The organism is Streptomyces sp. NPDC049887, from assembly GCF_040656535.1.
Classification (GTDB): domain Bacteria; phylum Actinomycetota; class Actinomycetes; order Streptomycetales; family Streptomycetaceae; genus Streptomyces.
In genome coordinates this window covers 155,875-179,767 of record NZ_JBFAMM010000015.1, presented here as the reverse complement: position 1 = coordinate 179,767, position 23,893 = coordinate 155,875, and the positions used below count along the sequence as shown (strand labels likewise).

The 23,893-nt window shown below is 73.2% G+C and carries 20 protein-coding genes; 13 read left to right on the top strand and 7 right to left on the bottom strand.

Annotated features, from left to right (window positions below; all coding sequences use genetic code 11):
* The first annotated feature begins 22 nt into the window (after nt 1–22).
* Both AB0J10_RS20140 and AB0J10_RS20135 read left to right on the top strand, forming a co-directional pair.
* Nucleotides 23–328 (top strand): 4a-hydroxytetrahydrobiopterin dehydratase, encoded by a 306-nt coding sequence (locus AB0J10_RS20140; protein WP_363063368.1) that lies wholly within the window; start codon nt 23–25, stop codon nt 326–328.
* Nucleotides 329–389: 61 nt separating this feature from the next.
* On the top strand, nt 390–1,124 hold the full coding sequence (locus AB0J10_RS20135; protein WP_363063401.1) for a class I SAM-dependent methyltransferase: 735 nt from the start codon (nt 390–392) through the stop codon (nt 1,122–1,124).
* Between the two features lie 686 nt (nt 1,125–1,810).
* Here AB0J10_RS20135 and AB0J10_RS20130 read toward each other — a convergent pair.
* The 6 genes from AB0J10_RS20130 to AB0J10_RS20105 all read right to left on the bottom strand — a co-directional run bounded on the left by AB0J10_RS20130 (nt 1,811) and on the right by AB0J10_RS20105 (nt 8,990).
* Nucleotides 1,811–2,848, bottom strand: coding sequence for a putative sulfate exporter family transporter (locus AB0J10_RS20130; RefSeq protein WP_363063366.1), 1,038 nt, complete (start codon nt 2,846–2,848; stop codon nt 1,811–1,813).
* Nucleotides 2,845–3,411 (bottom strand): cysteine dioxygenase family protein, encoded by a 567-nt coding sequence (locus AB0J10_RS20125; protein ID WP_363063364.1) that lies wholly within the window; start codon nt 3,409–3,411, stop codon nt 2,845–2,847. Before AB0J10_RS20125 ends, AB0J10_RS20130 begins: the two co-directional genes overlap by 4 nt.
* Nucleotides 3,412–3,563: 152 nt before the next feature.
* The gene (locus tag AB0J10_RS20120) at nt 3,564–4,469 is read right to left on the bottom strand and encodes a LysR family transcriptional regulator (protein WP_363063362.1); all 906 of its coding nucleotides are present in this window, start codon (nt 4,467–4,469) and stop codon (nt 3,564–3,566) included.
* 234 nt (nt 4,470–4,703) lie between these two features.
* Nucleotides 4,704–5,540: an aldo/keto reductase gene (locus AB0J10_RS20115; RefSeq protein WP_363063360.1), complete on the bottom strand. Its 837-nt coding sequence runs from the start codon at nt 5,538–5,540 to the stop codon at nt 4,704–4,706.
* A 326-nt stretch (nt 5,541–5,866) separates the two neighbouring features.
* On the bottom strand, nt 5,867–7,666 hold the full coding sequence (locus tag AB0J10_RS20110; RefSeq protein ID WP_363063358.1) for a long-chain fatty acid--CoA ligase: 1,800 nt from the start codon (nt 7,664–7,666) through the stop codon (nt 5,867–5,869).
* 427 nt (nt 7,667–8,093) lie between these two features.
* Nucleotides 8,094–8,990, bottom strand: a complete 897-nt coding sequence (locus AB0J10_RS20105) for a LysR substrate-binding domain-containing protein (RefSeq protein ID WP_363063356.1) — start codon at nt 8,988–8,990, stop codon at nt 8,094–8,096.
* A gap of 115 nt (nt 8,991–9,105) precedes the next feature.
* Here AB0J10_RS20105 and AB0J10_RS20100 point away from each other — a divergent pair, with 115 nt between their 5' ends.
* Nucleotides 9,106–10,134 carry a bile acid:sodium symporter family protein gene (locus AB0J10_RS20100; protein WP_363063354.1) on the top strand — a complete coding sequence of 343 codons (1,029 nt, stop codon included), beginning with the start codon at nt 9,106–9,108 and terminating at the stop codon, nt 10,132–10,134.
* Nucleotides 10,135–10,190: 56 nt separating this feature from the next.
* On the opposite strand, the gene fdhD is transcribed toward AB0J10_RS20100, so the two are convergent.
* Nucleotides 10,191–11,030, bottom strand: a complete 840-nt coding sequence (fdhD, locus tag AB0J10_RS20095) for a formate dehydrogenase accessory sulfurtransferase FdhD (RefSeq protein WP_363063352.1) — start codon at nt 11,028–11,030, stop codon at nt 10,191–10,193.
* A gap of 214 nt (nt 11,031–11,244) precedes the next feature.
* Here fdhD and AB0J10_RS20090 point away from each other — a divergent pair, with 214 nt between their 5' ends.
* The 10 genes from AB0J10_RS20090 (at nt 11,245) to AB0J10_RS20045 (ending at nt 23,641) form a co-directional block, all read left to right on the top strand.
* Nucleotides 11,245–11,601 (top strand): VOC family protein, encoded by a 357-nt coding sequence (locus AB0J10_RS20090; protein WP_363063350.1) that lies wholly within the window; start codon nt 11,245–11,247, stop codon nt 11,599–11,601.
* A 160-nt stretch (nt 11,602–11,761) separates the two neighbouring features.
* Nucleotides 11,762–12,706, top strand: a complete 945-nt coding sequence (locus tag AB0J10_RS20085; protein WP_363063348.1) for a beta-ketoacyl-ACP synthase III — start codon at nt 11,762–11,764, stop codon at nt 12,704–12,706.
* A gap of 190 nt (nt 12,707–12,896) precedes the next feature.
* On the top strand, nt 12,897–15,485 hold the full coding sequence (locus AB0J10_RS20080; protein WP_363063346.1) for a SpoIIE family protein phosphatase: 2,589 nt from the start codon (nt 12,897–12,899) through the stop codon (nt 15,483–15,485).
* Nucleotides 15,486–15,753: 268 nt separating this feature from the next.
* On the top strand, nt 15,754–16,053 hold the full coding sequence (locus tag AB0J10_RS20075) for a hypothetical protein (protein ID WP_269727479.1): 300 nt from the start codon (nt 15,754–15,756) through the stop codon (nt 16,051–16,053).
* Nucleotides 16,054–16,265: 212 nt separating this feature from the next.
* Nucleotides 16,266–17,447, top strand: coding sequence for an ROK family transcriptional regulator (locus tag AB0J10_RS20070; RefSeq protein ID WP_363063343.1), 1,182 nt, complete (start codon nt 16,266–16,268; stop codon nt 17,445–17,447).
* A 158-nt stretch (nt 17,448–17,605) separates the two neighbouring features.
* A complete protein-coding gene (locus AB0J10_RS20065; protein ID WP_363063399.1) occupies nt 17,606–19,096 on the top strand; it encodes a sugar ABC transporter ATP-binding protein in 1,491 nt (496 codons plus the stop codon).
* Nucleotides 19,093–20,121 carry an ABC transporter permease gene (locus tag AB0J10_RS20060; RefSeq protein WP_363063341.1) on the top strand — a complete coding sequence of 343 codons (1,029 nt, stop codon included), beginning with the start codon at nt 19,093–19,095 and terminating at the stop codon, nt 20,119–20,121. Before AB0J10_RS20065 ends, AB0J10_RS20060 begins: the two co-directional genes overlap by 4 nt.
* A gap of 94 nt (nt 20,122–20,215) precedes the next feature.
* A complete protein-coding gene (locus tag AB0J10_RS20055) occupies nt 20,216–21,262 on the top strand; it encodes a substrate-binding domain-containing protein (RefSeq protein WP_363063339.1) in 1,047 nt (348 codons plus the stop codon).
* 43 nt (nt 21,263–21,305) lie between these two features.
* Nucleotides 21,306–22,529, top strand: a complete 1,224-nt coding sequence (locus AB0J10_RS20050; protein ID WP_363063337.1) for a Gfo/Idh/MocA family oxidoreductase — start codon at nt 21,306–21,308, stop codon at nt 22,527–22,529.
* A gap of 107 nt (nt 22,530–22,636) precedes the next feature.
* Nucleotides 22,637–23,641: a sugar phosphate isomerase/epimerase family protein gene (locus tag AB0J10_RS20045; RefSeq protein ID WP_363063335.1), complete on the top strand. Its 1,005-nt coding sequence runs from the start codon at nt 22,637–22,639 to the stop codon at nt 23,639–23,641.
* Nucleotides 23,642–23,893: the final 252 nt, after the last annotated feature.

Genomic DNA, 23,893 nt, shown 5'->3' with positions numbered 1-23,893 from the left:
CACTTCCGGAGGGAGCTCGCCCATGCCCACAGAGCCGCTGTCCCAGAAGGAGATCGAGGACCGGCTGCGCGAACTGCCAGGCTGGTCCCAGGAAGGCGACCGGATCGCCCGCACCTACCGGCTCGGCAGTCACTTCGCCGCCACCGCGCTGGTCGTCCACATCGCCCAGATCCAGGAGGAGCTGAACCACCACTCCGATCTGCTCCTCGGGTACAACACGGTCAACCTCACGGTGAACACACACGCCGCCGGCGGCGCGATCACCGAACACGATTTCGAGCTCGCCCATCGCGTCGAGGGCGCCGCCCCCGGCCACGGCGCGAGCTGACGTGCTGCACGACGACGAGCGGCGTGACACGGCCGGATCCGCCGGCGCCGGCCGTGACGCGCTGCTCGACCACGATGTGGAGGCGGCCCTGTACGACGCCGTGCGCGGCGGGGTGCACCGGGCCGCCGCGGCCGCCACGGCGGTGCTCTCCCTCGTGCCCAACCCGGCCGGGTCGCTCCTCGACGTCGGCTGCGGCACCGGCCTCGTGACCGAACGGCTCGCCAGGCACGGACTGCGGCTGCTGGGGGCGGACTCGGCGCCCGGCATGGTCAGGGCGGCCGCCGGCCGGGTCCCGCGAGTCGTCCTCGCGGACGCGCGCCGGCTGCCGCTGCCCGACGCGTCCGTGGACGCGGTCAGCTCGGTGTGGTTGCTGCATCTCGTGCGTGACGCCCGCACGGTGGTGGCGGAGGCAGCACGGGTACTGCGTCCCGGCGGCGTGTTCGTCACCACTGTGGACATGGACGCCGCGCACGGACCCGGCGACGACATCGAGGCAGTGCTCGCTCCGTACCGGGCGGTGGCACCGTACGACCGGGCCGATCGGATCGAGGCGTTCGGCGCGGCGCACGGCCTCGCCCCGGCGGGGGAGACCCGCTTCACCGGCCACGGCCAGGGCAGGTCTCCCCGGCGTACCGCCCAGGCCCTGCTCCGGGGCGAGTACGCCTCCCGGCTGACGGCCCGCGGTCCGGTCGCCGAGAGGCTAGCCGCCGAACTCCGCGCGCTGCCCGCACCGGACGAACCCCGGCCCGAGCCGCGCTACCGCGTCATCGCCCTGCGCCGCACCGCCGTCCCCTGAGCGCGCCGGGCACCCGGACCCGCCCAGGCCGAGGCCCGCCCTCGCGGACCGGTGTGCGGACCGACCAGGGGACGGCGGCGCGCCCTCGCGGACCGGTGCTTCGGGGGGTGGGCCCGCCGTCCTGTCCGCCCCGCCGCAGGCCCGGTTGGCGTCGCTGCAACGGGCGCACCCTGGGGCCCGTGCCGGACGCCGGCGGAACGCCTCTCGGCCGGCACACCCCCGGGGCACGCCGGCCAGGGCCCCGTGTGTCCACCGGCGGTCCGTGCCGCGTGGGCCCGCCCTTCCTCCTCGACCCGCCGGCTCCGGTGACCGGCGCCGTGCGCGAGGGGCTGGTCTTCGGCCTCTCGTGGCGGCGCAGGGCCATGGAGGGGCAACTGGACGCCGACGCCGACGCCGACGACGCCGACGACGCCGCCGCGCCGGCCGGCTGCCGGACGCGGACGACGAGGAGGTCCGATGCGCCGCCCGCACTGCTTCATGCCGGCGGCCCGCACCGTGCACAGGGCCCGGCGCGGACAGCAGCCGGGGCCGGACGACGGGACGGGCAGGAGCCCGGCGGCGCTTCGGAGCCGCGCGGAGCGGGTTCCGCGGTCCCCGGTACCGAGGAAGGACGGGGTTCCGGAACGGGGACGGACGGAGGCGCCGCCCGCGGCCGGGCCGCGGAGTTCCCGGAGCGGGCCGGACGATCAGGCGGTGAGCAGCACCCCCGCGTACGCCGCCGTCGCGATCAGCGCCCAGGCGGTCAGCCCGAGCAGCGCGACCCTCGGGCCGGTGCGGGACAGGGACGGCAGATGCACGGCGCTGCCGAGGCCGAACAGTGCTGCGGCCAGCAGCAGTTCCTGGAGGGCACCGGCCGCGGAGAGGACCTGCCCGGGCAGCAGGCCGGTGCTGCGCAGGGCCACCATGGCGAGGAACCCGACGACGAACAGCGGGACGAGCGGCGGCCTCCCGGACCCCGGGGTTCCCCGGCCGCGGCGGCGGGCCGCGACGACCAGCACGGCGACCAGCGGGGCCAGCAGCGCCACCCGCAGGAGCTTCACCAGGACGGCCTCGCCCAGCGCCGCCGGTCCTGCCGTCCCGGCGGCGGCCACCACCTGGCCCACGTCGTGGACGCCGGCGCCCACCCACCGCCCGAACTCGGCGTCGGTGAGTCCCAGCGGTCCGTGCAGCAGGGGCAGCACGGCGATGGCGAGGGTGCCGCAGAGCGTCACGAGCGCGACGGACGTGACCATGTCCTCGTCTTCGCTGTCGTGCACGGAGCCCACCGCCCCGATCGCGGACGCCCCGCAGATGGAGTAGCCCGCGGCGATCAGCAGCGGCTGGTCGCCCGGCAGCCCCAGCCGGCGCCCGAGCCACCAGGTGCCGCAGAAGGTGGCGGCCACCACGGCCGGCACCATCGCCACCGTCGCCCAGCCCAGCCCCAGCACGTCCGCCAGGCCCAGCTTGAGCCCGAGCAGCACGATCCCCGCGCGCATCAGGCGTCTCGCGGCCAGTGTCAGGCCCCCGCGGCAGCGGCCGCGGACCCGTGTGGCCAGCCATGGGGTGTGCGCGGCGGCGGCGCCCAGGACGACGGCCGCGGTGAGCATCGGCAGTGCGGGCACGACCCGGTGCAACAGCCAGGCGGTGGCCACTCCGGCGGCGGCGAGCGCCAGCCCCGGAGCCGGCCCGGCGGGCCGCTGCCGGGGGGTGACGCGTCGGGAGCGGGAGCCGGTGAGGGCCGTCACCGGTCGGCGGGCAGGTCGTAGACGCGCCGGATGCTGGTGCCGAGGCGGGCGATGTCGGCGCCGTACACGTGCAGGGACAGGGCCGGACCCGACCCGGAGTTGCGGACGAGATGGATGTCGCCGGGCGGGGCGAACGCGGCGACCGTCCCGGCCGGGTTCACCACGTCCCCGGTGGCGACGAGCCGGGCGGTCGTGCCGTGCGGAACCAGCCGGTAGCGCCGCTCGTGCTCCTCGCCCCGATGGACCCCCGTCACGCACCACGACACATGGTCGTGGACGGGCGTGCACTGCCCGGGCAGCCAGACCAGGGCGACCACGGAGAAGCTGCCGTCGCGCTCGGCGTGCAGCACGTGCTGGCGGTAGTGCTCCGGATCGCCCTCGCACTGCTCCGCGGTGAGCAGATCGGGCCGGCCGAGGTGCGGCAGGAGCCTCTCCGCCACCATGTAGGCGGTGGGCTCGGGAGGAAGACCGCGGTTCACGGTCTCCCGTATGTCCGTCACCAGGGAACGAAGCCGGGCGGTCGTGGCGGGAGCGGTGAGGGTGGCCGGGTTCGCAGTCGTCATGTCCGCAGCGTCCGCCCTGCCCTGCGGAAACGTCCAGGAGCGATCGCTTGCAGGGTCCTCAACATCCGCTTATGGATGGGGAGAAGGGGCCGTGCCGCGCCGGTGGCGGCGTTCGGTCCGGAAGTTGCTCCGGCGGGCGGCGGCGGGGAGGCTCAGCAGCCGGCCCTGCGCTCGGCCGCCGCGACGAGACGGTCCAGCACCAGCGCGGTGGCGGGGATGCGCAGTTGCTCCCGCAGCGCGTACGCTCCGACCCGGCGGCGGGTGTGCGGTTCCACGATCCTCCCCGTCACCTTGGCGTGGCACAGGAACGAGAGCACGAGCTGCGGGACCATGGCGATGCCCACACCCGAGGCCACGAGGCTCTGCATCACCAGGTTGTCGTCCGTGGTGCAGGCGATGTCGGGAGCGAATCCCTCCTCGGCGCAGGCGTGCAGGAAGTTGGCGCGACAGCGCAGGCAGCCCGCTATCCACCGCTCGCAGGCGAGATCCGCCAGCCGTACGGCCCGGCGCCTGGACAGCGGGTGCCCGGTGGGCAGCAGCACCGTCAAGGGGTCCTCCAGCAGTGGCACTTCGGCCAGCTCGTCGGGGATCTCGGTGGTGTGGCCGGGATAACTGAAGGCCAGCGCGATGTCGCAGTCGCCGCGGGCCACCAGCCGCAGGGAGTCGGGGGGTTCGCTCTCGGTCAACTCGATGCGGATGCCCGGGTGTTCGGCCGCGACGGCGGCCATGGTCTCGGGTATGAGGGTCGCGCAGGCGCTGGGGAACGCGCACACCCGCACGCGCCCCGAGCGCAGCCGGGCGATGGCGTCGATCTGCTGCTGCGCCGCCGAGAGGCTGTCGAGGATCGTCCCGGCGTGCCGGGTCAGCGCCTCTCCGGCCTCGGTGAGCCTGATGCCGCGCCCGACCCGGGTGAAGAGGGGGGTGCCGACATCCCGCTCCAGCGCCTTCATCTGCTGGCTGACCGCGGGCTGGGTGTAGCCGAGCGAACGGGCGGCTGCCGAGTACGAGCCGGCCCTGACCACCTCATGGAAAGTCCTGATGTACCGGGAATCGAACACGGCAGAAGCATAAGCAGAATTTGGGTGGTGGCAGGCGGCGAATGCCGGTCGTCCGTGGCGGGTTCGGGTCCGGGGTGGGCGTCCGTGCCCGCGGGCGGGCCGGACGGTGCCGGACGGGCATCCCCGGGTGAACGGGACGAACATACCGAGGCAGCGGACGGTCATTGCGCCTCGGGGGAGCGGCGACGCGGCCGCCTCCGCGGCGGCCGCGCCGGTCCGGTGAGCGCCGCTGCCTCAGGCGCCCATGCTGAACGTCGCCGGGTCGGGGCCGAGTCGCCGGTCCTCGTCGAGGGCGGCGAACGCCGCGAGGTCGTCGTCGTCCAGCTCGAAGCCGAAGACGTCGATGTTCTCCCGGATCCGCGACGGCGTCACGGACTTGGGGATCACGACGTTCCCGAGCTGCAGATGCCAGCGGAGCACGACCTGCGCCGGGGTCTTCCCGTGCTTCTGCGCGACCGCGACGATCGTCGGGACCTCCAGCAGTCCGCGGCCCGAGCCCAGCGGCGACCAGGCCTCGGTGGCGATGCCGTGCTTGGCGTGGAAGGCCCGTGCCCCGGCCTGCTGGAGCTGCGGGTGCAGCTCGATCTGGTTCACGGCCGGCACGACCGAGGTCTCGCCGAGCAGCCGTTCCAGGTGCTCGGGAAGGAAGTTGGAGACGCCGACGGCCTTGGCGCGGCCCTCGGCGAGGATGGTCTCGAACGCCTTGTACGTGTCCACATACGCGTTCTTGGACGGCACCGGCCAGTGGATCAGGTACAGGTCCACGTAATCCAGGCCGAGCCGGGAGAGGGAGGCGTCGAAGGCGCGGAGCGTCGAGTCGCGGCCCTGGTCGCCGTTCCAGAGCTTGGTGGTGACGAACAGCTCCTCGCGGGGGATCCCGGAGGCCGCGACGGCCTTGCCGGTACCCTTCTCGTTCTCGTAGACGGCAGCCGTGTCGATGCTGCGGTAACCGGCCTCCAGGGCCGCGCCGACGGCCTTCGCCGCCTCGTCGTCCGGTACCTGCCACACGCCGTAGCCGAGCTGCGGCATGGCGACGCCGTTGTTGAGGGTGATGGAGGGGACCTTGCTCACGAGCGGTCGATCCTTACGTCGGTCGGGTGTTGCTCCCATGGTCAACGATCATTCGGGCGGACGCATTCCCGAGGGGGAACCTCCGGCGTTCCGGGCGGCCCCCCGCGGCGGGCCCGGCCGGAACCGCCGACCGGCGGTCCGCCCGTCGCGACCCTATTGCACATCGCTGAACGTGGTGCATGAATGTGAACACTGCACGCGGCCCTGTCCCCCTTGCGGCGACCCCGGGCGGGCGCCGCGGCACACCGAGCAGCCGCCCCGTCATTCAGGCCGGTCCCTGCGCCACGGACGGCCTCGTGCCCGGCGCCCGGGCTTCGCAACAGGCCCTAGCGGTACAGCGCGTCCACCTCGGTCGCGTACGCCGTCTCGATCGCCTTGCGCTTCAGCTTCAGCGACGGCGTCAGCAGCCCGTGCTCCTCACTGAAGGGATGCGCCAGTATCCGGAAGGTACGGATGGACTCGGCCTGCGACACGAGCGTGTTGGCCGCCACCACCGCCCGCCGGATCTCCGTCTCCAGATCCGGGTCGCGCACCAGGTCAGCCGGTTTCATCGGCGGCCGGCCGCGCATCGCGAGCCAGTGCTCGACGGCCTCGTGGTCCACGGTGACCAGTGCCGCGATGTAGGGGCGGTCGTTGCCGACGACGATGCACTGCGCCACCAGCGGGTGCGCCCGCACCCGCTCCTCCAGGCCGATCGGCGACACGCTCTTGCCGCCGGACGTCACCAGGATCTCCTTCTTCCGCCCGGTGATCGTCAGATAGCCCTCCTCGTCCAGGGACCCGAGATCCCCGGTGGCCAGCCAGCCGTCCTTGAGGACGGCGTCCGTCGCCTTGGGGTCGTTGAGGTAGCCGGAGAAGACCTGTGGTCCGTGCAGCCACACCTCGCCGTCCTCGGCGATGTGCACCGTCGTGCCGGGGATCGGCTGCCCGACCGTGCCGTACTTGGTGCGCTCCGGGGGGTTCGCGGTGGCCGCGGCGGAGGACTCCGTCAGGCCGAATCCCTCGAAGACGGTGACGCCGGCGCCCGCGAAGAACAGCCCGAGTCCGCGGTCCATGGCCGAACCGCCGGACATCGCGTGCCGCACCCGGCCGCCCATGGCCTCCCGGACCTTGGTGTAGACGACCTTCTCGAAGAACTGGTGCTGCAGGCGCAGGCCCGCCGACGGGCCGGGGCCGAGGCCGAAGGCGCGGTGCTCCACTGCCTCCGCGTACCGCACCGCCACGTCGACGGCCTTGTCGAACGGCCCGGCCCTGCCGGCGGCCTCCGCCTTGCGCCGCGCGGCGTTGAAGACCTTCTCGAAGATGTACGGGACGGCCAGGATGAACGTCGGTCGGAACGATGCGAGGTCGGCGATCAGGGCGGTGGCCTGGAGCACCGGCTGGTGGCCCAGCTTGACCCGCCCCAGGATCGCCGCCACCTCCACCATCCGGCCGAAGACGTGGGCGAGCGGCAGGAAGAGGAGCGTCGCGGCCTCGTCGCCGGGCTTGGAGTGGAACACGGGCTCCCAGCGGCCGACGAGCGTCTCGGTCTCGTACATGAAGTTGGCGTGCGTGAGCACGCACCCCTTGGGCCGGCCGGTGGTGCCGGAGGTGTAGATCACCGTGGCGATGGACTCCGGGGTCACGGCCCTGCGGTGCCGGTGCACCACGTCGTCGTCGATGTGCGCGCCCGCCGCGTAGAGCTCGTCGACCGCCCCCTTGTCGAGCTGCCACAGCCGCTTGAGGTGCGGCAGCCGGTCGATGACCGAGCCGACCGTCATGGCGTGGTCCTCGTGCTCGACCATGCAGGCCGAGACCTCGGCGTCGTGCATCATCCACAGCACCTGCTCGGCGGACGAGGTGGGGTACACCGGTACGGACTGGGCGCCCACCGCCCACAGCGCGAAGTCGAACAGCGTCCACTCGTACCGGGTGCGGCACATGATCGCGACACGGTCCCCGAACCTCACCCCCTGGGCGAGCAGCCCCTTGGCGAGCGCGAGCACCTCGTCACGGAACTCGGCGGACGTCACGTCGTGCCACGCGCCGTCGCCGTCCTTGCGGCCGAGGGCCACCCGGCCGGGGTCGGTCCGGGCGTGGTCGAACACGGCATCCGCCAGCCCGCCGACAGGGGGTGCCGTCGCCAAGGGGGGAACCGTGAACTCACGCAATGACCTGCTCCTTGTGGCGCTCCGCACAGCGCCGGTGACGGTACCCCACCGGGCGTTCGTGCGGGAGAGCCTTCAGCAACTCGGTATGTTTCGCATCGACGCTGGTCAGCCGCATCAATCCGGCCAACACCGTTGCGGTCGGGCCGTGTTCTGACCGAAGAGTAAGTGACGCTTGCGCGAATCTGCACCGAATCTGTACGCGGCAAGCACGCCCCGGTCTGCCTTCTGTGTCCGGTTTGGCTGTCCGTGGACGGAGTTCGGAGGTCCCGACCGGGGCCGGGGCCCTCTGGTTTCGTGGCCGGTGGCCGGTGGCCGGTGGCCGGTGGCCGGTGGCCGGTGGCCGGTCGCCAGGCGTGGCAGCCGGCGCCGGCGGTCCCGCTCCTGCCGCCGCCAGGGCGCCGGGTCAGCGCGTGCCGTCCGCCGGGCGGTGCAGCCGGTCGACCCCGGCGAGGATCGCGGCGGCGAGCGCGTCCGCCGCCTCCCGGGTTCCGGGGCGAGCGCCGGCCCGGTGTCCGTGCAGCAGGACGAAGTCCACGTCCCCCAGCTCCGGCAGTCCCGCACGAGCCGGGACCGGGACCAGACCGGGCGGGATCAGCCCGCGCGTGTGGGCCATCACACCCAGCCCCGCGCGAGCCGCCGCGACCAGTCCGCTCAGGCTCCCGCTCGTGCAGGCGATGCGCCACGCCCGGCCGTGTGACTCCAGCACCTCCAGCGCCCGGGCCCGGGTGATGCCGGGCGGCGGGAACACGATCAGCGGCACCGGACGCTCCGGGTCCAGCCGCAGCCGAGGCGCGCCGATCCAGGTCAGCGTGTCCTGCCACACCAGGTCGCCGTGGGTGCCGCCGGTTCGGCGCTTGGCGAGGACGAGGTCGAGCCGGCCCGCCCCCAGCTGCTCGTGCAGCGTGCCGGACAGCTCGACGGTCAGCTCCAGGTCGACCTCGGGATGCTCGCGGCGGAACGACTCCAGGATCTCGGGGAGCCGGGTCAGCACGAAGTCCTCGGAGGCCCCGAAGCGGAGCCGGCCCCGCAGCCGGGTGCCGGTGAAGAAGGCGGCCGCCCGTTCCTGGGCCTCCAGGATGGTCCGGGCGAAGCCCAGCATCGCCTCGCCGTCCTCGGTGAGCTCCACGCTGTGGGTGTCCCGGGTGAACAGCGGCCGCCCCACCGCCTCCTCCAGCCGCCGCACGTGCTGGCTGACGGTCGACTGCCGCACACCCAGCCGGTGAGCCGCCCGGGTGAAGCTCAGGGTCTGCGCCACTGCGAGGAAGGTCCGCAACAGACCGGGGTCGTACACGCCCCTCATGCTAGCCGCTCATCGCAGTGCGTGATGACAGTCAGAGCGGTGTGCGGGATTCCCGATCGCCCCGGGGGCGTGGAGCATGGAGAGGCACGATCCTCACCAAGAGCAAGTGGAGCACATGAGCCGCCGCACCTCCCCCCGGCCGCCGTTCCGGCTGCGGGTCGATCCGTACGTCCTCATGCTGCTCGGCACGGTGCTCCTCGCGGCGCTGCTCCCAGCCTCCGGATCCGCGGCCACCGTCGCGGGCTGGGCCTCCACCGGGGCCGTCGCCCTGCTCTTCTTCCTCTACGGAGCCCGGCTGTCGGCCGGCGAGGCACTGGAAGGGCTGCGGCACTGGCGGCTCCACGCGACGGTGCTGGCCGCCACCTTCGTCGTCTTCCCGCTGCTCGGTCTCGCCGCGGGCGGTCTCGTCCCCACCGTGCTGACCCCGTCGCTCCACGAAGGGCTGCTCTTCCTGTGCCTGGTGCCGTCGACGATCCAGTCCTCGATCGCCTTCACCTCGATGGCCCGTGGCAACGTCCCCGCGGCGATCTGCGCGGGATCCTTCTCCAGCCTCGCCGGGATCGTGCTCACCCCGCTGCTGGCCGCGCTGCTGCTCGGCAGCGGCACCGGCGGGCTGTCGGCGGACGGGCTGCTGAGGATCGTGCTCCAGCTGCTGGTGCCGTTCCTGGCGGGGCAGTTGCTGCGCCGCAGGATCGCGGGCCTCCTCGCGCGCCGGCGCCGGCTCATGGGCGTCGTCGACCGCGGCTCGATCCTGCTGGTCGTCTACACCGCGTTCAGCCAGGGCGTGGTCTCCGGCATCTGGCACCAGGTCACCCCGGTGCGGCTGGGCGCGCTGCTGCTCGTCGAGGCGGTACTCCTCGCGGTGATGCTCGCGCTCACCTGGTACGGGCCGAAGCGCCTCGGCTTCGGCCGCGCGGACCGGGTCGCCGTCCAGTTCGCCGGGTCCGAGAAGAGTCTGGCCGCCGGGCTTCCGATGGCGAGCGTCCTCTTCGGCGCGCAGGCGAGCCTGGCCGTGCTGCCGCTGATGCTGTTCCACCAGCTGCAGCTGATGGTCTGCGCGGCCATCGCCCGGCGGCGGGCGGCGGACCCGCGCCCTGCGGAGGACACCGTCGGGTCCGGCCCGGCCCGGGTCTCCGCGCGCTGAGCCCCTGTTCCGCGGACAGGGACCGGCCGGCGTGGGCGCGCCCCGGGCCGGGTCCGTCACACTCCCGAGTGAAGGGCGATGCGTTCCCCGCCCGCGTACACGTTCATGTCCGGACCGCGCAGGAAGCCCACCAGGGTCAGCCCGGTCTCCGCGGCCAGGTCGACGGCCAGCGAGGACGGTGCGGAGACCGCCGCGAGCACCGGAATCCCCGCCATGACCGCCTTCTGCGCCAGTTCGAACGACGCCCTGCCCGACACCAGCAGGACCACTCGCGACAACGGCAGCAGGTCCTCGCGCACCGCGCGGCCGATCAGCTTGTCCACGGCGTTGTGCCGGCCGACGTCCTCGCGGACGTCGAGCAGCTCGCCCTCCTCGGAGAACAGGGCGGCGGCATGCAGTCCTCCGGTCCGGTCGAAGACACGTTGCGCGGCTCGCAGCCGGTCGGGGAGCGCGGAGAGCAGCCCGGGCTCGATCCGGACCGGGGGAGTGTCGGCGATCGGGAACCGGGCGACGGTGCGCACCGCGTCGAGACTGGCCTTGCCGCACAGTCCGCACGAGGACGTGGTGTAGACATTGCGTTCGAGCGTGATGTCGGGGACGGGGACACCGGGCGCGAGCTGCACGTCGACCACGTTGTAGGTGTTGGTGCCGTCGTCCCTGGCGCCTGCGCAGTACACGATCGACCGCAGTTCCGAGGCGGAGCCGACCACTCCCTCGCTGACCAGGAAGCCGGCGGCGAGGGCGAAGTCGTCGCCCGGGGTGCGCATGGTGATCGCCAGCGGGCGGCCGTTCAGCCGGATCTCCAGTGGTTCCTCGGCGACGAGGGTGTCCGACCGTGCGGTCACCGATCCGTTCCTGATCCGGATGGTGCGGCGGCGCTCGGTGACCCGTCCCATGGTGATCAGTCCCGACTCTGTGCGTTGGAGCGTACGCGGCGCGCCGCGCGGCCTCGTGCGGGTGCGCGAGGCGCCCGGCGACGATCTCATTGTCCTGCACGGTCCGCCGCGCCCGGCGCGCGGTGGCCGCCCGCGCGGTCCCGTGCCGTCGCCGCCGGCAGCGCCTGTGGCAGCGTGGACGGCGACATCCCTCGTCGTACGACAGGAGCCGGTGATGGCCGGAGAGATCTCGTTCTTCGAGCTCGGCGTCGAGGACCCCAGGAAGGCGCGCACCTTCTACGGCGGACTCTTCGGCTGGACCTTCGAGGACGTGCCGGACGGCACCGGCTTCGCGGTCACCACCCCCACCGTCCCCGGCGGGGTGCACGGGGCCGACGCCGAAGCCGTGCCGTACGTCTTCTTCAAGGTCGACGACCTCGCGTCGGCGCTCGAACGGATCGTCGAGCTGGGCGGCACCGTTGAGGGCCCCGACGCCGAGGCGGAGGACGACGTCGCGCGCTTCGGCCGCTTCCGGTTCTGCCGCGACGACCAGGGCTCGCCCTTCGGCATCCACGAGCCGCCCGCGCGCTGAGCCCGCGGCACGGGATCCGCGCCCGGCGGCCGGGCACCGCCGACTGGGTGGAGCCTCCAACACGCGCGGGTGAATCCTGTCGGTTCGGCCGCCCCCCTACCCGCCGGTCGCTGACGAGACTGGATGGCTCCTGACCTCGACACAAAGGGGGTGCCCGGGCATGACCGGCACTCGTATCGCCGCGCTCGGGCACCACCGGCCCGCCCGGGTACTCACCAACGAGGACCTGGCGCGGATGGTCGACACCAGCGACGAATGGATCACCAGCAGGGTCGGCATCCGGACGCGCCACATCGCGGGCCCCGACGAGCCGGTGGACGAACTGGCCGCCCACGCGGCCGCGAAGGCCCTCGCCGCCGCCGGGCTCGGCCCCGACGACATCGACCTCGTCCTCGTCGCCACCTCGACCGCGACCGACCGCTCCCCGAACACCGCGGCCCGCGTCGCCGCCAGGCTCGGCATGGGCTCCCCGGCGGTCATGGACCTCAACGTCGTCTGCGCCGGCTTCACCCACGCCCTCGCCACCGCCGACCACGCGATCCGGGCCGGTTCCGCCCGCCGCGCCCTCGTCATCGGCGCCGACGAGATGTCCGCCGTCACCGACTGGACCGACCGCACCACCTGCGTCCTCGTCGGCGACGGGGCCGGCGCCGCGGTGGTGGAGGGCTGCGGCGAGCGCGACGCGGGCATCGGCCCCGTGCTGTGGGGGTCGGTCCCCGGGATGGGGCACGCGGTACGGATCGAGGGCACTCCGCCCCGCTTCGCGCAGGAGGGCCAGTCCGTCTACCGCTGGGCCACCACCCAGCTCCCGCCGATCGCCCGCCGGGTCTGCGAACGGGCCTCGGTGGCGCCCGAGGACCTCGCAGCCGTCGTACTGCACCAGGCCAACCTGCGGATCATCGAGCCCGTCGCCGAGCGGATCGGTGCGGTGAACGCCGTCGTGGCCCGTGACGTCGTCGAGTCCGGCAACACCTCGGCCGCCTCGATCCCGATGGCCCTCGCCCGGCTGCTCGAACGTGGCGACATCCCGTCGGGAGCGCCCGCGCTGCTCTTCGGATTCGGCGGAAACCTGTCGTACGCGGGCCAGGTCGTCCGCTGCCCCTGACACCACGAGCGGGAGTCCTGACCTCCGCACCCAGCGTGGCGCGCGGACCCCGGACGTGGCGCTCGAAGCACGAGCGCGAAGTCCCGGGGCCGCCCCTCGGTTCGCGGGGGTGACGTGGCAGGCCGGCGCCCGGCCGCGTGCCCGAGAACGGAGTCCACGCGCCCATCGCGCCCGCGCCCGGCGGCCTGAGGTGCGCGTTCCCGCGGCCCTGGCGCATCCTTTCTATGTGACCCGGTACGGCGCGGCCAGGCCCGGCGCGCGCTCGGAGCGCGGGCCGCAGCGCGGGACGAGCGGCGGCGCGGTCCACCCCCTGGACGAGCTCGGACTCGTGCTCGCCGAGGCCGCGGTCCACTCGATCGGCACGGTAGGGGGCCATGCCGGCGGCGTGTATCTGCGCTCCCGGACGCCCGGTCTGCTGCGCCTCGCCGTGGTCGTGGGACTCCCCGGGGAGCTGCTGCGCCCATGGTGGCGCATGCACGTCAACAGGCCCCTTCCCGTGGCCGAGTGCCACCGCCGCTCGCAGTTCATCCACCTCGCCGACGGCGAGGAGGCCATGCAACGCTTCCCGCAGCTCATGGCGGGTCTGCCGTTCCCGTTCAGCTCCCTGTACGCGCCGGTCAGAAGCGGCGACGAGCGCTTCGGCGTTCTGGTGGCCCTGGGCCCGGCCACCGCCGGGGAACCGGTCGCCGAGGCCGACCGGCGGCGCTTCACCGACGCGGGCACCCGGCTGGGCGCCGCCCTCGGCGAACTCCACCACGACGGCACCCCCGTCCGCTGGGACGGTGAGCCCTTCGCGGTCCAGGCCCCCGATCCGACGACCCGTCCCGTGCGCATCGGTACGTTCGACTGGGACCTCGGCAGCGGGGCGCTCATCGCCGACGAGGAACTCTGCGCCATCCTCGGAGTCGACCCCGCCGACTTCCCCGGCACCATCGGCGGGCTCACCGCCCATCTCACGCCCGAGGACGCCTACCAGCTGTGGGCGGTGGCCCGCGAGGCGTCCCAGACCGGCCGCCCCGTGGTGCGCAGGATGCGGATCCGCCGCGACGACGACCCGCCGTCACTGGTGGAACTGACCGGACGCCCGGTCCACGCGGCCCCCGGCATCGGCACGCGCCGTGTCACCGGGTCCCTCGTCGACCTCGGCACCGGAGTCGTCTCCGGGGAGGCCGGTGACCGGCTCCCGGACGGGCTCTTCTCCCTCGACCGCTCCTGCCGCATCACCTATGCCAACCACAGCGCCGAGGACCTCATCGGGACGCCCCGCGACCAGCTCGTCGGCCGGGTGCTGTGGGAGGCCGTGCCGTGGCTCGACCGCCCGGGCCACTGGGACCACTACCGGGCGGCTCTGCTCGCGCACACACCCGTCCAGTTCCGCGCCGGCCGCGGGGAGGACGACTGGATCACCGTCTCCCTCTTCCCCGGCCTGGAAGGGGTGACCGGAACCCTCGCCGCCGCCGAACGCCCCGACTACACACCGGGTTCCGTCAGCTCCGCCGGCGCCGGCCTGGGCACCTTCGCCTCGCCCGCCGACCGCGTCAGCGCCCTGTACCGGCCGGTCGCCCTCGCGATCGCCCTCACCGAGGCCGTGACCGCGCGCCAGGTGTCCGCGGTCGTCACGGAGGAGCTGCTGCCCGCGTTCGGCGGCCGGCAGCTGGCCATCTACGTCCTCCACGAGCGCCATCTGTACCTGGCCTGGGAGACCGGTTTCCCGGCCGGTTTCCTCGCGCCCTTCGACGGGGTCGGGCTCGACGCCCGCATCCCCGGCGTGGAAACCCTCACCACCGGTCGGCCGATCTTCTTCGAGTCCATGGACAAGCTGGCCGCGGCCTATCCCGGGCTTGCGATCGACGCCTCCGTCGGTGCGCGTGCCTTCCTGCCGCTGATCGCCTCCGGCCGGCCGGTGGGTTCCTGCATCCTCGGCTTCGACCACCCGCGCGGCTTCGCCCCCGAGGAACGGACCGTCCTCACCGCCCTCGCCGGACTCATCGCGCAGGCCCTCGAACGCGCCCAGCGATACGACAGCGAGTCGGCGCTGGCCCGCGGTCTCCAGGCCGCCCTGCTGCCGAACCGACTGCCCGTCGTCAAGGACGTCGAGACGGTCGGCCGCTATCTCCCGGGGACGCAGGGCATGGACGTCGGCGGAGACTGGTACGACGTCATCGACACGGCCCGCGGCCTCGCCCTCGTCATCGGCGACGTCCAGGGCCACGGGGTATCCGCCGCGGCCATCATGGGCCAGCTGCGCAGCGCGGTACGGGCGTTCGCCCTCGCCGACCGGGAACCCGACGAGGTGCTGAGCGGGACCAACCGGCTCCTCATCGATCTGGACCCGGCGCAGTTCGCCACGTGCTGCTACGTACTCCTCGACCCGGTGACAGGGACCGCGAGGGCCGTGCGCGCCGGGCACCCCCAGCCGCTGCTGCGCGGGCCCGACGGTACGACCGAGGTGCTCGACCTGCCCGGCGGGCTCATCCTCGGCGTCGACGCGGAGGAGCGCTACCCGGTCTCCGAACTCACCCTGGCACCGGGGGCGGTGCTGGCCCTCTTCACCGACGGGCTGATCGAGGAGGCGGGGACCGATATCGACGCGGGCGTCGAGCGGCTGCGCGCCACCCTCAGCCGGGTCAGCCGGATCACGATCGCCGACGCCGCCGACCGGCTGATCCGGGAGGCGCGCCAGGCCGAGGACCGCCCGGACGACATCGCACTGCTGCTCACCGCCCGCTGGTCACAGCGGGAGACGGACCGCACCCTCGCCGGCCCGGGACGCCCGTGACGGACCGCACCCACGACATCCGGCCGACCGCCAGCCCGCTCCGCACCGCCCATGTGGACCGGCTGCCGCCCGGGAAGCAGTCGGCAGGTCCGGCCACCGGTCCCCTCGGGACCGCCACCCGCGAGCGGCTCCCGTGCCCGCGCGGCCCGGCCGCCCCCGTGGCCGCGGGGGGTCCGGGGCCGCGGCGTGCGGGCGGCCGGAGGACGGGGCACGCTGGTCCTGGGGCTGCCGACCGCCCGGCCATGGCCGCGGAGGAAGGGGAGCTGCGATGTTCGCGAGACTGAGCAGGTACGAGGGGTCGCCCGTGCCCCCCGGGGGCGATCTGTCCGCGCACGCGGAAACGGTCGTCCAGCAGGTCCGGGGACTTCCCGGCTTCCTCGGCGTGTACTGGTTCGTCGACCGTGCCACGGGGCGGTCCGTCTCGCTGACGCTGTGGGAGGACGAGGAGACCATGCTGGCCAGTGAGGAGAAGGCGGATCGCCTGCGTGTGGACACGGCCCGCCGGGAGGGCCAGCGGATCGTCTCGGTCGACCGCTACGAAGTCGGGTTCAGCCACCTCAAACCCTGACGGTGCGGCGCGGAGACCACGATCCGCCCGGCGCCCTGTTCGCCCACCCCGCCCCGGCTTTGTCCTGGGTGTGGAGAAAGTTGTGGTGGATTGCTGCTCAACTTCTTCCCCCTCGAGGAAAGCGCTGCTACGTTCCCCTCGAAAGCCCGACGAAACGGCTGACAGGGATGCCCCGGGCCGACGGCCAGGGAGGGGAGGGGCGCGTGAGACGCATGACGGCTCGACCCGCCAACGCGCACCAGGCGCGACTGCTCAGGCTGTTGCGCGACGGCGGCCCCAACTCCCGCGCCCAGCTGGGCGACCAGGTCGACCTCTCCCGTTCCAAGCTCGCCGTCGAGATCGACCGGCTGCTGGAGACCGGGTTGGTCGTCGCCGACGGCCTCGCCGCCTCCCGGGGCGGACGCCGCTCCCACAACATCCGGCTCGCCCCGAACCTGCGCTTCCTCGGCGTCGACATCGGCGCCACCTCCGTCGACGTCGCCGTCACCAACGCCGAACTGGAGGTCCTCGGCCACCTCAACCAGCCGATGGACGTCCGTGAGGGCCCGGTCGCCGTCTTCGAGCAGGTCCTCGAGATGGCCGCCAAACTGAAGGTCTCCGGCCTCGCCGAGGGCTTCGACGGCGCCGGCATAGGGGTACCCGGACCGGTCCGCTACCCCGAAGGCGTCCCCGTCGCACCGCCGATCATGCCCGGCTGGGACGGCTTCCCCGTCCGAGAGGCCCTCAGCCAGGAACTCGGCTGCCCCGTCATGGTCGACAACGATGTGAACCTGATGGCCATGGGGGAGCAGCACGCAGGCGTCGCCCGCTCCGTCGGCGACTTCCTCTGCATCAAGATCGGTACCGGCATCGGCTGCGGCATTGTCGTCGGCGGCGAGGTCCACCGCGGCACCACCGGCAGCGCCGGCGACATCGGGCACATCCGGGTCGAGGCAGACGGACGCGCCTGCGCCTGCGGCAACAGGGGCTGCCTGGAAGCCCACTTCAGCGGCGCGGCACTCGCCCGCGACGCCGAGGAGGCGGCCCGCAACGGACAGTCGCCCGAACTCGCCGCGCGGCTGGAGGCCGCGGGCCGGATCACCGCGGCCGACGTCGCCACCGCGGCCGCCGCCGGCGACCCCACCGCACTCGAGCTGATCCGCGAGGGAGGCAACCGCGTCGGCCAGGTCATCGCCGGGCTCGTCAGCTTCTTCAACCCCGGGCTGGTCGTGATCGGCGGCGGCGTCACCGGCCTCGGCCACACCCTGCTCGCCAGCGTCCGTACCCAGGTCTACCGGCAGTCCCTGCCGCTGGCCACCGGAAACCTCCCCATCGTGCTGGGCGAACTGGGCCCCACCGCCGGAGTGATCGGCGCGGCCCGGCTCATCAGCGACCACCTGTTCTCCCCGGCCTGATCCGCCCGGACCGGTCGGTCCGCAACGCACCACGGCACCACGCACCCGGTTCCACCCTGCCCGCTCACCGGCCGTACCCGCCGAGGGGATCCGTCATGGCGCCAGAACCGTCCGCACCGCCTGCACCGCACGTCCCGTCCGCACCACCGCTGCTCACGATGTCCGGCATCACCAAGTCGTTCCCCGGCGTCCGCGCCCTCGACGGCGTCGACCTCGACGTCCAGGCCGGCGAGGTCCACTGCCTCCTCGGGCAGAACGGCGCCGGCAAGTCCACTCTCATCAAGGTCCTCGCCGGAGCCCACCAGCCCGACGACGGACGGATCACCTGGCGCGGCGAACCCGTCGCGCTGAGGTCGCCCATCGCCGCCATGCGCCTCGGCATCGCCACCATCTACCAGGAACTCGACCTGGTGGAGGGCCTGTCGGTCGCCGAGAACGTCTTCCTCGGCCATGAGCCCACCGCCGCCGGGTTCGTCGTCCGCGGCCGCGAGGCCCGCCGCGCCGCCGCCGCGCTGCTCCGCCGCCTCGGCCACCCCGAGATCGACCCCGGACGCCGGGTCGGCGGACTCTCCGCCGCCCAGCAGCAGATCGTCTCCATGGCCCGCGCCCTCTCCCACGACGTACGCCTCATCGTCATGGACGAACCCTCCGCCGCCCTCGACCCCGACGAGACCGACAACCTCTTCCGCATCGTCGCCGACCTCACCGCCGCCGGGGTCGCAGTCGTCCACATCTCCCACCGCCTGGAGGAGATCCGCCGCATCGGCGACCGGGTCACCGTTCTCAAGGACGGGCGGGCCGTCGCCGGTGGACTGCCCGCCAAGGACACCCCCGCGCGCGACATCGTTGCCATGATGACGGGCCGCAACGTCGAGTACGTCTTCCCCGACCGCCCCCCGGCCCCGCCCCGGGCCGAACCCGTGCTACGCGTCGAAGGCCTCAGTCGCGAGGGCGAGTTCGCACCCGTCGACCTCGAACTGCGCCCGGGCGAGATCCTCGGACTCGCCGGACTCGTCGGCTCCGGACGCTCCGAGATCCTGGAGACCGTCTACGGGGCGCGCAAGCCCACCACCGGCCGCGTCACCGTCGACGGCCGTACCCTCAGGCCCGGCAGCGTACGTTCCGCCGTACGCGCCGGCCTCGGCCTCGCCCCCGAGGAACGCAAGGCCCAGGCCCTGCTGATGCTCGAGTCCGTCACCCGCAACGTGTCGGTGTCGTCCCTCTCCCGCTTCTCCCGGGGCGGCTGGCTCGACCGCGGCGCCGAGCGCCGCGACGCCCGGCGGGCCACCCGGGAGCTGTCGCTGCGGCCCGACGACCCCGAGGCCCGCATCCGCACCCTGTCCGGCGGCAACCAGCAGAAGGCCGTCCTCGCCCGCTGGCTGCTGCGCGGCTGCCGCGTCCTGCTGCTCGACGAACCCACCCGCGGCGTCGACGTCGGCGCCCGCGCCGAGCTCTACGCCGTCATCCGCCGGCTCGCCGGCGAAGGACTCGCCGTCCTCCTCGTATCCAGCGAGATCCCCGAAGTGCTGGGCCTCGCCGACCGGGTGCTGGTGCTCCGGGAAGGCCGCGTCGTCCACACCGCGCCGGCCGGGGAGCTGGACGAGCACCGCGTACTCGACCTCGTCATGGAAGGGAGCCCGAGCTCATGACGCAGCCCGCCTCCGAGGCCCCGCAGGCCCCGCCGCCCGCGGTCACGCCCCCGGCCGCCGGGCCCGCCCGGCCCGCCCTGGGGCTGCGCGCCGACATCCGCAACCTCTCGCTCCTCGGCGTCCTCGCCGTGCTCGTCGCGGTCGGCGGCATCACCAGGCCCGACACCTTCCTGGACACCTCCAACCTCCAACTGGTGCTCACCCAGGCGTCCGTCATCGGCGTCGTCACCGTCGGCATGACCTTCGTCATCACCAGCGGCGGCATCGACCTGTCCGTCGGCGCGATCGTCGCCCTCGCCTCCGTGTGGGCGACCACCGTCGCCACCCAGGAGTACGGCTTCGCCGGCATCCTGTTCACCGCGATCGTCGTCGGCGTCGGCTGCGGACTGGTCAACGGCCTGCTCATCGCCTACGGCGGGATGGTGCCGTTCATCGCGACCCTCGCCATGCTCGCCTCGGCCCGCGGCCTCGCCCTGCAGATCACCGACGGCAGGACGCAGATCGTCACCGTCCAGCCGGTGCTGGACCTCGGCGTACCCGACTCCTACCTCCTCGGCATCCCGCCGCTGGTGCTGGTCTTCGCCGCCGTCACCGTCCTCGGCTGGCTGCTGCTGAACCGGACGACGTTCGGACGCCGCACCGTCGCCGTCGGCGGCAACGCCGAGGCGGCCCGGCTCGCCGGCATCGACGTACGTCGCCAGCGGCTCCACCTCTACCTGCTGTCCGGACTGTGCTGCGGCATCGCGGCCTTCCTGCTGATCGTCCTGTCCGGCTCCGGCCAGAACACCAACGGCAACCTCTACGAACTCGACGCCATCGCCGCCGCGATCATCGGCGGCACCCTCCTCAGCGGCGGCCGGGGCACCATCGTCGGCTCCGTCCTCGGCGTCCTGGTCTTCACCACCATCACCAACATCTTCGCCCTCAACAACCTGGAGAGCGCCGTCCAGCAGATCGCCAAGGGCGCGATCATCGTGGCCGCCGTCCTGGTCCAGCGCAGCACCCTGCGCAACGGCGAGACGTGACCGAGCCCCGCTGACACCTCCTCCGCCCGCCCGTCCTCCGACCCCGCACCTCCCGGCCCGCCCGCACGCCCGAACCCAGAGGGGTTGAACCGCCATGCCAGAAATCCCCGCCACCAGCCGCAGAGGACTGCTCCTCGGCACCGCCGCCGTCTCCGCGGGCGCCCTCCTCACCGCCTGTACCAGCAACGAGCCGAAGAACGCCGGCACGGCCACCGGCGACGCGCCCGCCGCCGACGACAAGCCCGGCAAGGCCGTCACCATCGGATTCGCCGGCCCCCAGGCCGACCACGGCTGGCTCGCGGCCATCAACGCCAACGCCAAGCAGCGCGCCGGGAAGTACGCGGACGTCACCCTGGAGATCACCGAGGGCTCCAACGACACCGCCGCCCAGATCGGCCAGATCCAGACCCTCATCAACAAGAAGGTCGACGTCCTGGTGATCCTGCCGGCCGACGGCAAGGCCCTCACCCAGGTCGGACTGCAGGCCATGAAGGCCGGCATCCCGGTCGTCAACCTGGACCGCGTCTTCGCCTCACCGCAGGCGTACCGCTGCTGGATCGGCGGCGACAACTACGGCATGGGCCTCAACGCGGGCCGCTTCATCGGCGAACAGCTCAAGGACAAACCGAACGCCAAGGTTATCGAGCTGGCCGGCATGGACAACCTGGAGCTCACCAGGCAGCGCACCCAGGGCTTCGACGACGCCCTCAGGAACTACCCCAACATCCGCAAGGTCGCCCGCCAGGCCGCCGAGTTCACCGTCGAGTCCGGTCAGGCCAAGATGGCCCAACTGCTGCAGGCCCAGAAGCAGTTCGACGCGCTGTGGAACCACGACGACGACCAGGGCGTGGGCGCCCTCCGTGCCGTCCAGCAGGCCGGCCGGGACGACTTCCTGATGGTCGGCGGCGCCGGCGCCAAGTCCGCCATGGACGCCATCAAGGCCGACAACGGCGTACTCAAGGCGACCGTCCTCTACCCGCCCACGATGGCCGCCTCCGCCATCGACCTCGCCCGCGCCCTCGGCCAGGGCAGGGGCGTCGGCGGCATGGCGGAGCTCGAGATCCCCGCCTCCGTCACCCTCTACTCGGCCGTCGTCACCAAGGACAACGTGGACCAGTACCTGCCCACGGGCTTCAACTGACGTTCCGCCCGCCCCCACCGAGCAACCGACGAGGAGGACCCGTATGGCCGGCAAGGGACAGAGGGACAGCGACAGCGAGGCCGCACCGCCGACGCTCGGCGTCGGCATGGTCGGATACGCGTTCATGGGCGCCGCCCACTCACAGGGCTGGCGCACCGCGGGGCGCGTCTTCGACCTGCCGCTGCGGCCGGTCCTCGCCGCGATCGGAGGGCGCGACGCGGTCGCCGTCCGGGCCGCCGCCGCCAAGCACGGATGGGCGGCGGCGGAGACCGACTGGCGGGCCCTCGTGACCCGCGACGACGTGCAACTGGTCGACGTCTGCACCCCGGGTGACAGCCATGCGGAGATCGCCGTCGCCGCCCTGGCGGCGGGCAAGCACGTCCTGTGCGAGAAGCCGCTGGCCAACTCGGTCCGCGAGGCCGAGGCGATGGTGGCCGCCGCCGAAGCGGCCGCCGCGCGCGGCCAGGTGGCCGTGGTCGGCTTCAACTACCGACGGGTGCCCGCGATCGCGTACGCCCGCCGGCTGATCGCCGACAACCGGCTCGGCGCGCTCCGCCATGTGCGGGTCACCTACCTCCAGGACTGGCTCGTCGACCCCGATTTCCCGCTGACGTGGCGGCTGGAGCGCGAGCACGCGGGGTCCGGGGCGCTCGGCGACCTCGGCGCGCACGCCGTGGACCTCGCGCAGTACCTGGCGGGCGAGCCGCTGGTCGGAGTGTCCGCACTCACCGAGACCTTCGTCCGTGAACGGCCGCTGCTCGCCGGGGCCTCGACGGGACTGTCCGCCACCGGCGCCGACCGGCGCGGCCAGGTCACCGTCGACGACGCCGCCCTGTTCACCGGGCGGCTCGCCTCCGGGGCGCTGGCCTCCTTCGAGGCGACCCGGATGGCGGCCGGCCGCAAGAACGCGCTGCGGCTGGAGATCAACGGCGAGCTCGGCTCCCTCGCCTTCGACCTGGAACGCCTCAACGAACTGTCCTTCCACGACCACACCGAACCCGCCGCGTCGGCGGGCTTCCGGCGGATCCTCGTCACCGAACCCGGCCACCCCTACCTGGAGGCGTGGTGGCCGCCCGGCCACGCACTGGGCTACGAGCACACCTTCGTGCACCAGGCACGCGACGTCGTGCACGCCGTCGCCGCCGGGAACACCGCACCGGCGCCGTCGTTCGCCGACGGACTCCAGGTGCAGCGGGTGCTCGCCGCCGTGGAGGAGAGCGCCGCCAGGAACGCCGTCTACACCCCCGTCCCGGCGTCCGTCGTCTGACGCCCCACCCGGCCCGTACACCGGCGGGGAACCCGGGGGCCTCCCCGCCGGAGTGCCCCGTCCCCGGACCGCCGGTCCGCGGGCCGCCGTCCGAGGAGGTCCTCGCCGTGCCCCGTCCGTTCACCCTGTTCACCGGCCAGTGGGCCGACCTGCCCCTGGAGGAGGTCTGCCGGCTCGCCCGCGACTTCGGCTTCGACGGTCTCGAACTCGCCTGCTGGGGAGATCACTTCGAGGTCGACAAGGCCCTGGCCGACCCCTCGTACCTGGACGGGCGGCGCGCGCTGCTCGACAAGTACGGACTGAAGTGCTGGGCGATCTCCAACCACCTCGCCGGCCAGGCCGTCTGCGACGACCCGATCGACGAGCGGCACCGGGCGATCGTGCCCGACCGGATCTGGGGAGACGGCGAGCCCGAGGGTGTCCGGCGGCGCGCCGCCCGCGAACTGCAGGACACCGCCCGGGCCGCGGCCGCCTTCGGCGTGCGCACCGTCATCGGCTTCACCGGATCGTCGATCTGGCACCTGGTCGCCATGTTCCCCCCGGTGCCCGAGCGGATGGTCGAACGCGGCTACGAGGACTTCGCCGAACGCTGGAACCCGATCCTCGACGTCTTCGACGCCGAAGGCGTCCGCTTCGCCCACGAGGTCCACCCGAGCGAGATCGCCTACGACTACTGGACCACGCACCGCGCGCTGGAGGCGGTGGACCGGCGGACGGCGTTCGGGCTGAACTTCGACCCCAGCCACTTCGTCTGGCAGGACCTCGACCCGGTCGGTTTCCTCTACGACTTCCGCGACCGGATCTACCACGTGGACTGCAAGGAGGCCCGCACCCGCCTCGACGGCCGAAACGGCCGCCTCGGATCCCACCTCCCCTGGGGCGACCCGCGGCGCGGCTGGGACTTCGTGTCCGCCGGTCACGGCGACGTGCCCTGGGAGGACGTGTTCCGCATGCTGCGTTCCATCGGCTACGACGGTCCGGTGTCCGTCGAGTGGGAGGACGCCGGAATGGACCGGCTGGCGGGCGCGCAGGAAGCGCTTGCCACTCTGAAGCGGTACGACTTCGATCCGCCGTCGGCGTCCTTCGACGCGGCCTTCGGGGGCAACGACTAGGGCGTTCCCGCAGGCCGGAGCCCGGCGGCGGCACCCGCCACCGGGCGGTCCGGCCTGCCCGGCAACGGCTTTGTCCTGATCCGGGAAGAAGTTCAACTTCCCTGCCGCACAAGGGCTTTCCGTGCTGGACGAACCCGGCTACCGTCCCTGAGGTGTACAGGACACAGCCCTGAAACGCGGCTCACATCCTGAACGAGTGACACGACCAGCGTGACGGCGCACGCCGGTCCCCGGACCTTCCGCACGGCAGCA

Excerpts from the sequence above, each read along its gene's own strand:
- AB0J10_RS20075 (WP_269727479.1), top strand. The coding sequence starts at position 15,754 with ATGTTCGCGAGACTGAGCAGGTACGAGGGGTCGCCCGTGCCCCCCGGG.
- AB0J10_RS20090 (WP_363063350.1), top strand. The coding sequence starts at position 11,245 with ATGGCCGGAGAGATCTCGTTCTTCGAGCTCGGCGTCGAGGACCCCAGG.
- AB0J10_RS20065 (WP_363063399.1), top strand. The coding sequence starts at position 17,606 with ATGTCCGGCATCACCAAGTCGTTCCCCGGCGTCCGCGCCCTCGACGGC.
- AB0J10_RS20125 (WP_363063364.1), bottom strand. The coding sequence starts at position 3,411 with ATGACGACTGCGAACCCGGCCACCCTCACCGCTCCCGCCACGACCGCC.
- AB0J10_RS20050 (WP_363063337.1), top strand. The coding sequence starts at position 21,306 with ATGGCCGGCAAGGGACAGAGGGACAGCGACAGCGAGGCCGCACCGCCG.
- AB0J10_RS20140 (WP_363063368.1), top strand. The coding sequence starts at position 23 with ATGCCCACAGAGCCGCTGTCCCAGAAGGAGATCGAGGACCGGCTGCGC.
- AB0J10_RS20070 (WP_363063343.1), top strand. The coding sequence starts at position 16,266 with ATGACGGCTCGACCCGCCAACGCGCACCAGGCGCGACTGCTCAGGCTG.
- AB0J10_RS20060 (WP_363063341.1), top strand. The coding sequence starts at position 19,093 with ATGACGCAGCCCGCCTCCGAGGCCCCGCAGGCCCCGCCGCCCGCGGTC.
- AB0J10_RS20085 (WP_363063348.1), top strand. The coding sequence starts at position 11,762 with ATGACCGGCACTCGTATCGCCGCGCTCGGGCACCACCGGCCCGCCCGG.
- AB0J10_RS20105 (WP_363063356.1), bottom strand. The coding sequence starts at position 8,990 with ATGAGGGGCGTGTACGACCCCGGTCTGTTGCGGACCTTCCTCGCAGTG.
- fdhD (WP_363063352.1), bottom strand. The coding sequence starts at position 11,030 with ATGGGACGGGTCACCGAGCGCCGCCGCACCATCCGGATCAGGAACGGA.
- AB0J10_RS20100 (WP_363063354.1), top strand. The coding sequence starts at position 9,106 with ATGAGCCGCCGCACCTCCCCCCGGCCGCCGTTCCGGCTGCGGGTCGAT.
- AB0J10_RS20055 (WP_363063339.1), top strand. The coding sequence starts at position 20,216 with ATGCCAGAAATCCCCGCCACCAGCCGCAGAGGACTGCTCCTCGGCACC.